Below are 10,569 nucleotides of genomic sequence, written 5' to 3' on the forward strand. Positions count from 1 at the left end.
TCGTCAGCCCTCCTGCTGCGTCTCTGCCGGAGCGGCGGCCGGCTCGGCGGCCGGAGCCGGGGCGCTCTCGCCGGCGGCCTCGGCGGCGTGCGCCGCCGCGGCGGCCCGCCCGGCCTCGGTGCCACCGGCGGTCGTGCCGGAGGAGCCGGAACGCCCGCGACGCGGCCGCTCGGGCCGGTCGGCGCGCTCACGGCGGCCACGCGGAGCGGCGGCCTCGGCCGGCGCCTCGCGACCCGGAACGGCGTCGCCCTTGTAGATCCAGACCTTCACGCCGATGCGGCCGAAGGTGGTACGCGCCTCGAAGAAGCCGTACTCGATGTTCGCGCGCAGCGAGTGCAGCGGCACGCGACCCTCGCGGTAGAACTCGGTCCGGCTCATCTCGGCGCCGCCGAGGCGGCCCGAGACCTGGACCCGGATGCCGCGCACCAGCGGGTTCTTCATCGCCGACTGCATGGCCTTGCGCATCGCCCGGCGGAAGCTGACCCGGCTGGACAGCTGCTCGGCCACGCCCTGCGCGACGAGCTGCGCGTCCGACTCGGGGCTCTTCACCTCGAGGATGTTGAGCTGGACCTGCTTGCCGGTGAGCTTCTCGAGCTCGGCGCGGATGCGATCGGCCTCGGCGCCCTTGCGGCCGATGACGATGCCCGGGCGGGCCGTGTGGATGTCCACGCGGACCCGGTCGCGGGTGCGCTCGATGTCGACCTTGGCGATGCCGGCGCGCTCCAGGCCCTTGGACATCATCCGACGGATCTTGACGTCCTCGGCGATGTAGTCCTTGTAGAGCTTGTCGGCGTACCAGCGGGACTTCCAGTCGGTGCTGATGCCGAGCCGGAACCCGTGCGGGTGAACTTTCTGACCCATTACTCGGTCTCCTCCTCGGCGTCAGCCGTCTGGGCTGCCGCCTTCTTTGCCGGAGCCTTCTTGGCGGGGGCGGCCTTCTTCGCGGGCTTACCCTCGACCTCGTCGGTCTCGTCCGGCTCGGGCGTCACGGCCTTGGCGGCCTTCTTGGCCGCCGCCACGCCGGCCTTCGCCGCGCGGGCCTGTGCGGCCGGGACGCTCTCGACCACGATCGTGATGTGGCTGGTGCGCTTGCGGATCCGGTACGCCCGGCCCTGCGCCCGCGGCCGGAACCGCTTGAGCGTGGGGCCCTCGTCGACGTAGGCCTCGGCGACCAGGAGCGAATCGGGGTCGAGACGCTCGTTGTTCTCTGCGTTGGCAATGGCGCTGGCGAGCACCTTGTAGACCGGCTCGCTCGCCGACTGCGGCGCGAACTGCAGCACCGTGAGCGCCTCGCGCGCGGGCAGGCCGCGGACAAGGTTCACCACGCGGCGCGCCTTCATCGGCGACACGCGGACGTGCCGCGCGATCGCCCGCGCACCGGGCAGTGCCGCCTCGCTCTTCGTTGGCATCGGGAAATCCTCTTGATTCCTTATCGGCTGCCTTAGCGGCGGCGGCTCTTCCGGTCGTCCTTCTCGTGACCCTTGAACGTGCGGGTCAGCGCGAACTCGCCGAGCTTGTGCCCGACCATCGCCTCGGTCACGAAAACGGGAACGTGCTTGCGCCCGTCGTGGACGGCGATCGTGTGGCCGAGCATCTCGGGCACAATCGTCGAGCGGCGCGACCAGGTCTTGATGACGTTCTTGGAGTTCTTGGCGTTCTGAACTTCCACCTTCTTGATCAGGTGGTCGTCAACGAACGGGCCCTTCTTCAGGCTGCGAGGCATTGCTCAGGCTCCTTAGCCGCGCTTCCGGGTGGCGTAACGCCGACGGACGATGAGACGGTCGCTCGGCTGGCCCTTGCGCCGCGTGCGGCCCTCCGGCTTGCCCTTCGGGTTGACCGGGTGGCGGCCACCCGAGGTCTTACCCTCACCACCACCGTGCGGGTGGTCGATCGGGTTCATCGCGACACCACGGACGGTCGGGCGCTTGCCCTTCCACCGCATACGGCCGGCCTTGCCCCAGTTGATGTTCGACTGGTCGGCGTTGCCGATCTCGCCGACGGTCGCGCGGCAGTGCACGTCGACGCGGCGGATCTCGCCCGAGGGCATGCGCAGCGTGGCGTACTGACCCTCGCGGCCCAGCAGCTGGATGCCGACGCCGGCCGAGCGGGCCAGCTTGGCGCCGCCGCCCGGGCGCAGCTCCACCGCGTGGACGGTGGTGCCGACCGGGATGTTGCGCAGCGGCAGGTTGTTGCCGGGCTTGATGTCGGCGCCGGCGCCGGCCTCGACCTGGTCGCCCTGCTTGAGGTCCTTCGGGGCGATGATGTAGCGCTTCTCGCCGTCGGCGTAGTGCAGCAGGGCGATGCGCGCGGTCCGGTTGGGGTCGTACTCGATGTGCGCGACCTTGGCGGGAATCCCGTCCTTGTCGGCCCGCCGGAAGTCGATCAACCGGTACTGGCGCTTGTGGCCGCCGCCCTGGTGGCGCGCGGTCACGCGGCCGTGGACGTTGCGGCCGCCCTTGCTCGGCAGCGGGACGAGCAGCGACTTCTCCGGCGTCGATCGGGTGATCTCCGCGAAGTCGGCAACGCTCGAACCACGACGACCGGGCGTCGTCGGCTTGTACTTACGAATAGCCATCGTCTATACCCCTCAGCTGACCGGTCCGCCGAAGGCTTCGATCCGGTCACCCTCGGCGAGCTTCACCATCGCCCGCTTCGTGTCCTTGCGCTTGCCCCAACCCGTGCGGGTCCGCTTGCGCTTGCCTTCGCGATTGATGGTGTTGACCGACAGGACGCGGACGTTGAAGATCTGCTGGATCGCGATCTTGATCTCGGTCTTGTTGGCGTCCGGGTGCACCAGGAACGTGTACCAGTTGCGGTTGAGCTCGCTGTAGCTCTTCTCAGAGACCACCGGCTGGATGATCACGTCGCGCGGGTCGGCGATCGTCGCCATTGCTCAGCCCTCCTCGTTGCGGTCAGCGTCGTCGCTGTCGCCAGCGCTCTCAGACAGCACTGCCGGCACCCCGAGGAACTCGTTCAACGCCGCGGCCGTGAAGACCACCTCGTCGGACAGGAGCACGTCGTGGGTGTTGAGCTGGTCGGCGACCAGCAGGTGCACCGACGGCTCGTTGCGCAGGCTCAGCCAGTTGGCCTCGTCTTCGCGCGCGAGGACGACCAGCACGCGGCGCGCCTCGGTGATACCGCGCAGCACGGCCAGCGCGCCCTTCGTCTTCGGCGTCTCGCCCTCGATGAAGGTCTCCACGACGTGGATCCGGCCCTCGCGGGCGCGGTCCGACAGCGCGCCGCGCAGGGCGGCCGCCTTCATCTTCTTGTTCACCCGCTGGCTGTAGTCCCGCGGCTGCGGGCCGTGGACGACGCCACCGCCGGTGAACTGCGGCGCGCGGATCGAGCCCTGGCGGGCGCGACCGGTGCCCTTCTGCTTGTACGGCTTCTTGCCGCCGCCGGCGACCTCGCCGCGCGTCTTGGCCTTGTGCGTGCCCTGGCGGGCCGCGTTGAGCTGGGCCACGACGACCTGGTGCATCAGGGGGATGCTGGCCTGCGCGTCGAAGATGTCGTCCGGGAGGTCGACGGTGCCGTTGGTCTCGCCGGAGACCGTGCGAACGTCAACGGTCGTCATTTGGTGATCCCACCCTTCTGCGCCTTCGCCTCGACCTTGGCCGCGCTGCGCAGCAGCACGAGGCTGCCCTTCGGGCCCGGGATCGCGCCCTTGACGAGGATCAGGTTGTCCTCGGCGTCGATCTTCTGGATCGTCAGGTTCTGCACGGTGAAGCGCACGCCACCCATGCGACCGGCCATCCGCACGCCCTTGAAGACGCGACCGGGGGTCGCGCAGGCGCCGATCGAGCCGGGCGAGCGGTGCTTGCGCTCGACACCGTGGCTGGCCCGCAGACCGTGGAAGCCGTGCCGCTTCATGACACCGGCGTAGCCCTTGCCCTTGCTGCGGCCGGTGACGTCGATGCGCTGCCCGACGGCGAACGTGTCGGCGTTGATCTCCTGGCCGAGCGAGTACTCGCCCGCGTCGCTGGTGCGCAGCTCGACGACGTGCCGGCGCGGCGCGACGTCCGCCTTGGCGAAGTGGCCGGCGCGCGGCTTGTTGACCTTGCGGGGGTCGATCTGGCCCCACGCCAGCTGGACCGCCGAGTAGCCGTCGTTGTCGGGCGTGCGCACCTGGGTCACGACGCACGGGCCGGCCTGCACCACGGTCACGGGGACAACCTTGCCGTTGTCCCAGACCTGGGTCATGCCGAGCTTCTCACCCAGGATGCCCTTGACTTGCCTGTCCATAAGTCCGAGTCCCTACAGCTTGATCTCGATGTCGACGCCGGCCGGCAGGTCGAGCCGCATCAGCGAGTCGACCGTCTTCGGGGTGGGGTCGATGATGTCGATCAGACGCTTGTGCGTGCGCATCTCGAAGTGCTCGCGCGAGTCCTTGTACTTGTGCGGCGAGCGGATCACGCAGTAGCGGTTGATCTCAGTGGGCAGCGGCACCGGGCCCGCGACCTGGGCCCCGGTGCGCGTGACCGTCTCGACGATCTTCCGCGCCGAGGAGTCGACGACCTCGTGGTCGTAGGCCTTGAGCCGGATGCGGATCTTCTGTCCCGCCATGGTGGCTTCAGTTCCCTCTCTCATGCGGGGCCCTGCAACCCCGCCAAACCCCGAAGGGTCCGGTGCCGCCTATTGGTCTGTCCGACCCCCGCGGTCGGGCGTGTCGCGGCCAAGGGCCAGGCTCCGCCGCAGACGATTTCCGCTGTGGAGACCTACCCCAGGGCGCGCCACGCCCAGTCGAGGGGATCCGCGCCGGCCACATGACCGACGCCGCGCAGAAGCGGTCGAGACTTCTCAATGAGCAGTCTCGACCGCCCCGCGACGCAACCCGTCCATTATGCCGCACGTACTGCGGCAAAGTGAAATCGGGGTACCTCTGGGTGTTACTTGATGATCTTCGTCACGCGGCCGGCGCCGACGGTACGGCCACCCTCGCGAATCGCGAAGCGGAGGTTCTCCTCCATCGCGATGGGCTGGATGAGCTGCACCGACATGCTGGTGTTGTCGCCCGGCATGACCATCTCGGTGCCCTCGGGCAGCGTGACGACGCCGGTGACGTCCGTGGTCCGGAAGTAGAACTGCGGACGGTAGTTCTGGAAGAACGGGGTGTGCCGGCCACCCTCCTCCTTGGAGAGGATGTAGACCGTCGCCTCGAACTCGGTGTGCGGGGTGTTGCTGCCCGGCTTCACCACGACCATGCCGCGCTCGACGTCCTCGCGCTTGATACCGCGCAGGAGCAGACCGACGTTCTCGCCGGCGCGCGCCTCGTCGAGGATCTTGCGGAACATCTCGATCGCCGTGCAGGTGGTCTTCATCGACTTGGCCTTGATGCCAACGATCTCGACCTCCTCGTTCGGCTTGAGGATGCCGCGCTCGACGCGACCGGTCACGACCGTGCCACGACCGGTGATCGTGAAGACGTCCTCAACGGGCATGAGGAACGGCTTCTCGGTCTCGCGCTCGGGCTGCGGGATCGCGGTGTCGACGGCGTTCATGAGCTCCATGAGCGCGTCGGCCCACTTCGCGTCGCCCTCGAGCGCCTTGAGCGCCGAGACGCGAACGACCGGAGCGTCGTCGCCCGGGAACTCCTGGCTCGACAGCAGCTCGCGGACCTCGAGCTCAACCAGCTCGAGGAGCTCCTCGTCGTCGACCATGTCGCTCTTGTTGAGCGCCACGACGATGTACGGCACACCGACCTGGCGGGCCAGCAGCACGTGCTCGCGGGTCTGCGGCATGGGGCCGTCGGTCGCCGCCACCACCAGGATCGCGCCGTCCATCTGCGCGGCACCGGTGATCATGTTCTTGATGTAGTCGGCGTGACCCGGGCAGTCCACGTGGGCGTAGTGCCGGTTCTCGGTCTGGTACTCGACGTGCGCGATCGAGATCGTGATGCCGCGGGCCTTCTCCTCCGGCGCCTTGTCGATCTCGTCGAACGGCGTGTACGGGTTCACGTCCGGCATGCGGTCGTGCAGCACCTTGGTAATGGCCGCCGTCAGCGTCGTCTTACCGTGGTCGATGTGACCGATGGTGCCGATGTTGACGTGCGGCTTAGTCCGCTCGAACTTCGCCTTCGCCACTGGTGTCCTCCTGTGGACTTCTTGGTTCGCGGTGCGCCGACGCTGGAAGCGCCGACGCACCCTGTCGACTTGGGTCTGGCTGACCTCACTGCAGAACAGTCAGGCCTCAGCCCCGCTGACACAGCCTTGCGGCCACTACCGGGTGATTACTCCCCGGTCGCCTTCGCGATGATCTCCTTCGCGACGTTCGCGGGAACCTCGGCGTAGGAGTCGAACTGCATCGAGTAGCTCGCCCGGCCCTGAGTCTTCGACCGGAGGTCGCCGACGTAGCCGAACATTTCCGACAACGGCACGGTGGCGCGGACGACGCGGGCACCGCCGCGCTCCTCCATCGCCTGGATGGTGCCACGCCGGGAGTTGAGGTCGCCGATGACGTCACCCATGTTTTCCTCCGGCGTCGTCACCTCCACGGCCATCAGGGGCTCGAGCAGCACGGGGTTGGCCCTGCGGGCCGCGTCCTTGAGCACCATCGAGCCGGCGATCTTGAAGGCCATCTCCGAGGAGTCGACCTCGTGGTACTGGCCGTCCAGCAGCGTGAGCTTGATGCCGACCAGCGGGAAGCCCGCCAGCACGCCATACTGCATCGCGTCCTGGGCACCGGCGTCGACCGAAGGGATGAACTCCTTCGGGATGCGGCCACCGGTGACCGCGTTGACGAACTCGTAGGTGGGGCCGTCGGCGCTGGTCTCCAGCGGCTCGAGCTTGATGATCACTCGGGCGTACTGGCCGGAGCCACCCGTCTGCTTCTTGTGGGTGTACTCGACCTTCTCCGCGACCGACTTGATCGTCTCGCGGTAGGCCACCTGCGGCTTGCCGATGTTGGCCTCGACGTTGAACTCGCGCCGCATGCGGTCGACGAGGATGTCGAGGTGCAGCTCGCCCATGCCGGCGATGACCGTCTGACCGGTCTCCTCGTCGTTCTTGACGCGGAAGGTCGGGTCCTCCTCGGCCAGGCGCTGGATGGCGGTGCCCAGCTTCTCCTGGTCGGCCTTCGTCTTGGGCTCGATCGCCACCTCGATGACCGGCTCCGGGAAGGTCATCGACTCGAGGATGACCGGGTTGGCCGGGTCGCACAGCGTGTCGCCGGTGGTGGTCTGCTTGAGACCCTGCACGGCGATGATGTCGCCGGCGCCGGCGCTGCTGCGCTCCTCACGCTTGTTCGCGTGCATCTGGTAGATCTTGCCGATCCGCTCCTTGCGGTCCTTGGTGGAGTTGACCACCTGGGTGCCGGAGTCGAGCGTGCCGGAGTAGATGCGCACGTAGGTGAGCTTGCCGAGGTGCTTGTCGGTCTGGATCTTGAAGGCCAGACCGGAGAACGGCTCGTCGACCGAGGGCTTGCGCTGCAGCGGCGTCTCGCCGTCCGTCGCGATGCCCTCGATGGCCGGGATGTCCAGCGGGGAGGGCAGGAAGTCCACGACGGCGTCGAGCATGGGCTGCACGCCCTTGTTCTTGAACGCCGAGCCGCACACGACCGGGTTGAGCTTGCCGGCGATCGTGGCCTTGCGGATCGCGGCCTTGAGCTCCTTGACGTCGAACGTGTCGCCGTCGAGGTAGCGGACCATGATGTCGTCGTCCGTCTCGGCCAGCGTCTCGAGGAGCTTGTCCCGGTACTCGTTGGCCTGCTCGACCAGGTTGTCCGGGATCGCCTCGATGGCGTAGTCCTCGCCCTTCTGGGTCTCGCCGCGCCAGGTCAGCGCGCGCATCTCCAGCAGGTCCACGACGCCGATGTGGTCGCCCTCGAGCCCGATCGGGATCTGCAGCACCAGCGGCGTGGCGTTGAGCCGGTCGACCATCATCTGCACGCAGCGGAAGAAGTCCGCACCCGTGCGGTCGAGCTTGTTGACGAAGCACATGCGCGGGACGTTGTACTTGTCCGCCTGCCGCCACACGTTCTCCGTCTGCGGCTCAACGCCGGCAACGCCGTCGTAGACCGCGACCGCCCCGTCGAGGACGCGCAGCGACCGCTCGACCTCGACCGTGAAGTCGACGTGGCCGGGCGTGTCGATGATCTGGATCGTGTGGCCCTTCCACTCGCACTTGGTGGCGGCGGAGGTGATGGTGATGCCGCGCTCCTGCTCCTGCTCCATCCAGTCCATGACCGCCGCGCCCTCGTGGACCTCGCCGATCTTGTACGTGATGCCGGTGTAGAAGAGGATGCGCTCGGTCGTCGTCGTCTTACCGGCGTCGATGTGCGCCATGATGCCGATGTTGCGGACCTTGGCGAGGGCGGCGTCTGCGGCAGCCACTACAAATCCCTACTTCGTCTCTCGTCGGGTGCTGGTCACAGCTGGGGAAGCGTTCGCTTACCAGCGGTAGTGCGCGAAGGCCTTGTTGGACTCCGCCATCTTGTGGGTGTCCTCGCGGCGCTTCACCGAAGCCCCGAGACCGTTGCTGGCGTCGAGCAGCTCGTTCATGAGCCGCTCGACCATGGTCTTCTCGCGCCGGGCGCGGGAGTAGGTGCACAGCCAGCGCAGGCCCAGCGTGGTGGCGCGGACCGGCTTGACCTCGACCGGAACCTGGTAGGTCGCGCCACCGACGCGGCGGCTGCGGACCTCGAGGGTCGGCTTCACGTTGTCCATGGCGCGCTTGAGCGTCACCACGGGGTCGGTGCCGGTCTTCTCGCGAGCACCCTCGAGCGCGCTGTACACGATGCGCTCGGCCAGCTGGCGCTTGCCCTCGACCAGGATCTTGTTGATCAGCTGGGTCACGAGCAGGGAGTTGTAGACCGGGTCCGCCACGAGCGGCCGGCGCGGCGCGGGGCCTTTACGCGGCATGTCAGCTCTTCTCCTTCTTCGCGCCGTAACGGCTGCGAGCCTGCTTGCGGTTGCGGACACCCTGGGTGTCCAGCGAGCCACGGATGATCTTGTAACGCACGCCGGGGAGGTCCTTCACACGGCCGCCGCGGACGAGCACGATCGAGTGCTCCTGAAGGTTGTGACCGACACCGGGGATGTAGGCCGTCACCTCGATGCCGTTGCTCAGTCGCACACGGGCCACCTTGCGAAGCGCCGAGTTGGGCTTCTTCGGCGTGGTGGTGTACACACGCGTGCAGACGCCACGCCGCTGCGGGCTTCCCTTGAGCGCCGGCGTCTTCGTCTTGCTCAGCTTCGCCTGGCGGCCCTTGCGGACCAGCTGCTGGATCGTAGGCACTGGGCCTGCCTCTCCCTTCGGCCTCGCGGCCGCACGTCTTCTCTTCTGTCTTTCCCGGCGTGACCGGCACCCGCGGTCGGGCGTGTCGCCAGTTCCGCGACCCGGCCCGTTTGATCCCAGCCCGGGGTTGTGGTCCGCACCCACCCTCTGCTCCCGCCGAGCGGGACCGATGTGGGCGCACGCACGAGTTGCCCGGCAAAGCCGGGCACGAGGGGAAAGAGTACCCACCGTAAGGACGCTGGTCAAAATCGGCCTGCTGACGGAACACTCTTCACACCAAGAGTACCTGGTCCCGGATCGACGTGTCCGGGGGCCTCCAGAACGGGCCTCAGGCCGCTCCCACGCCGCCGCCGGGCCGCTTCCGGCGCCGCCCTCAGCCCGTGGAAACCGACGCGAGCAGGGCAAGAAGGGCCAGGCCGGCGCCGACGGCGCCGAGCACGATGCCGGAGATGCCCATCCCCCGTCCGGTGATGCCCTGGCCGCCGGCGCGGCGGATCCGGCGCAGGCCGTAGAGGCCCAGGCCGATGGCGCCGCCGCCGAGAAAGACCCCCAGGATGGTGAACGCTCCGCTCGCGGCGAGGCCCCAGCCGTCCTTGGCGCCGGTCACGCCGAGGCAGATGGCGAACAGGGCGACGAGGACCGACGCGATGCCGGCGACCAGCGATCCGGTGGCCTGCCCGCTGGGCACGGCCTGGAAGGTGGGGTACGCAACCCCGAACGGCGTGCCCTGGACCACATCGACGCGCATGGCGGGCGCCGCAATGGGCGGGCGGGGCGGCACGGGTACGGCGTAGGGCGACGGATAGCCCGGCGGCTGGCCGTAGTGACCGTAGGGCGGCGGCTGGCCGTACGGGGCCGGTTGGCCATACGGCGCCGGGCCGTACGGGGCCGGTTGACCATACGGCGCCGGGCCGTGCGGGCCCGGTTGACCGTGCGGCGCGGGAGTGTAGGGCGAGTGCGGCGGCTGCTGCGGCGGGTATCCGGGGTAGCCCATCAGTTCACCGTCGGGTCGAAGTCGGTGCCGCGCTGCCGGGCGTAGTGCAGCAGGCCGATGATCGCCACCACGACGAGGCCGGCGATGGCGAGCACGATGCCGGTCCAGGCCAGCCGCACGCCGCTGCGCAGCCGGCGGGAGCCGAGCAGGAAGCCGTCCGCCGCGACCAGCTCGCGCTGCGACTCCCGCGCCATCAGCAGGGCCAGCGTCGCCGGGATCACCCCGCCCAGGAACGGCCCGGTGACCACGGAGAGCAGGCCCAGCCCGAACACGGCCGAGGCTTTGGTCGCGCGGACCGGATCCGGGTCGAGCGGGTGCCGGGTCGCAGACGTCACGCAATGAACT

13 protein-coding genes and 1 pseudogene are annotated in these 10,569 nt (G+C 68.7%); all 14 read right to left on the minus strand.

The window, feature by feature from the left end:
• Positions 1-3 precede the first annotated feature (3 nt).
• Positions 4-861, minus strand: coding sequence for a 30S ribosomal protein S3 (rpsC, locus tag ACQEVU_RS47165; protein ID WP_433336383.1), 858 nt, complete (start codon positions 859-861; stop codon positions 4-6).
• A 98-nt stretch (positions 862-959) separates the two neighbouring features.
• Positions 960-1,409: pseudogene (rplV, locus tag ACQEVU_RS47170) on the minus strand (50S ribosomal protein L22); the annotation flags it as partial.
• A gap of 32 nt (positions 1,410-1,441) precedes the next feature.
• Entirely contained in the window at positions 1,442-1,723 is a 282-nt protein-coding gene (gene rpsS, locus ACQEVU_RS47175; protein ID WP_190249384.1) for a 30S ribosomal protein S19, read from the minus strand.
• Positions 1,724-1,735: 12 nt separating this feature from the next.
• Complete coding sequence (gene rplB, locus ACQEVU_RS47180; protein ID WP_433336385.1) at positions 1,736-2,575, minus strand: 50S ribosomal protein L2; 840 nt, start codon at positions 2,573-2,575, stop codon at positions 1,736-1,738.
• A 12-nt stretch (positions 2,576-2,587) separates the two neighbouring features.
• Positions 2,588-2,890: a 50S ribosomal protein L23 gene (gene rplW, locus ACQEVU_RS47185; RefSeq protein WP_033357665.1), complete on the minus strand. Its 303-nt coding sequence runs from the start codon at positions 2,888-2,890 to the stop codon at positions 2,588-2,590.
• Between the two features lie 3 nt (positions 2,891-2,893).
• Positions 2,894-3,574 carry a 50S ribosomal protein L4 gene (gene rplD / locus ACQEVU_RS47190; protein ID WP_433336387.1) on the minus strand — a complete coding sequence of 227 codons (681 nt, stop codon included), beginning with the start codon at positions 3,572-3,574 and terminating at the stop codon, positions 2,894-2,896.
• Positions 3,571-4,242, minus strand: coding sequence for a 50S ribosomal protein L3 (gene rplC, locus ACQEVU_RS47195; RefSeq protein ID WP_433336389.1), 672 nt, complete (start codon positions 4,240-4,242; stop codon positions 3,571-3,573). The genes rplD and rplC overlap by 4 nt, the downstream gene beginning before the upstream one ends.
• Positions 4,243-4,254: 12 nt before the next feature.
• A complete protein-coding gene (gene rpsJ, locus ACQEVU_RS47200) occupies positions 4,255-4,563 on the minus strand; it encodes a 30S ribosomal protein S10 (protein WP_018347762.1) in 309 nt (102 codons plus the stop codon).
• A gap of 323 nt (positions 4,564-4,886) precedes the next feature.
• A complete protein-coding gene (gene tuf, locus ACQEVU_RS47205; protein ID WP_433336391.1) occupies positions 4,887-6,080 on the minus strand; it encodes an elongation factor Tu in 1,194 nt (397 codons plus the stop codon).
• Positions 6,081-6,226: 146 nt separating this feature from the next.
• Positions 6,227-8,326, minus strand: a complete 2,100-nt coding sequence (fusA, locus tag ACQEVU_RS47210; RefSeq protein WP_433336393.1) for an elongation factor G — start codon at positions 8,324-8,326, stop codon at positions 6,227-6,229.
• Positions 8,327-8,383: 57 nt separating this feature from the next.
• Positions 8,384-8,854: a 30S ribosomal protein S7 gene (rpsG, locus tag ACQEVU_RS47215; RefSeq protein ID WP_344615983.1), complete on the minus strand. Its 471-nt coding sequence runs from the start codon at positions 8,852-8,854 to the stop codon at positions 8,384-8,386.
• A gap of 1 nt (position 8,855) precedes the next feature.
• Positions 8,856-9,230 carry a 30S ribosomal protein S12 gene (gene rpsL / locus ACQEVU_RS47220; protein ID WP_033357671.1) on the minus strand — a complete coding sequence of 125 codons (375 nt, stop codon included), beginning with the start codon at positions 9,228-9,230 and terminating at the stop codon, positions 8,856-8,858.
• A 373-nt stretch (positions 9,231-9,603) separates the two neighbouring features.
• Positions 9,604-9,978, minus strand: a complete 375-nt coding sequence (locus ACQEVU_RS47225; RefSeq protein WP_433336396.1) for a hypothetical protein — start codon at positions 9,976-9,978, stop codon at positions 9,604-9,606.
• Between the two features lie 245 nt (positions 9,979-10,223).
• Complete coding sequence (locus ACQEVU_RS47230; protein WP_433336398.1) at positions 10,224-10,559, minus strand: hypothetical protein; 336 nt, start codon at positions 10,557-10,559, stop codon at positions 10,224-10,226.
• Positions 10,560-10,569: the final 10 nt, after the last annotated feature.

This window comes from Dactylosporangium sp. CA-139066 (assembly GCF_050936175.1).
Taxonomy (GTDB): Bacteria; Actinomycetota; Actinomycetes; order Mycobacteriales; family Micromonosporaceae; genus Dactylosporangium.

Bases quoted from the DNA above. Each gene is read 5' to 3' on its own strand.
- rpsC (WP_433336383.1), bottom strand. From the start codon at position 861: ATGGGTCAGAAAGTTCACCCGCACGGGTTCCGGCTCGGCATCAGCACC.
- rpsS (WP_190249384.1), bottom strand. From the start codon at position 1,723: ATGCCTCGCAGCCTGAAGAAGGGCCCGTTCGTTGACGACCACCTGATC.
- rplB (WP_433336385.1), bottom strand. From the start codon at position 2,575: ATGGCTATTCGTAAGTACAAGCCGACGACGCCCGGTCGTCGTGGTTCG.
- rplW (WP_033357665.1), bottom strand. From the start codon at position 2,890: ATGGCGACGATCGCCGACCCGCGCGACGTGATCATCCAGCCGGTGGTC.
- rplD (WP_433336387.1), bottom strand. From the start codon at position 3,574: ATGACGACCGTTGACGTTCGCACGGTCTCCGGCGAGACCAACGGCACC.
- rplC (WP_433336389.1), bottom strand. From the start codon at position 4,242: ATGGACAGGCAAGTCAAGGGCATCCTGGGTGAGAAGCTCGGCATGACC.
- rpsJ (WP_018347762.1), bottom strand. From the start codon at position 4,563: ATGGCGGGACAGAAGATCCGCATCCGGCTCAAGGCCTACGACCACGAG.
- rpsG (WP_344615983.1), bottom strand. From the start codon at position 8,854: ATGCCGCGTAAAGGCCCCGCGCCGCGCCGGCCGCTCGTGGCGGACCCG.
- ACQEVU_RS47225 (WP_433336396.1), bottom strand. From the start codon at position 9,978: ATGCGCGTCGATGTGGTCCAGGGCACGCCGTTCGGGGTTGCGTACCCC.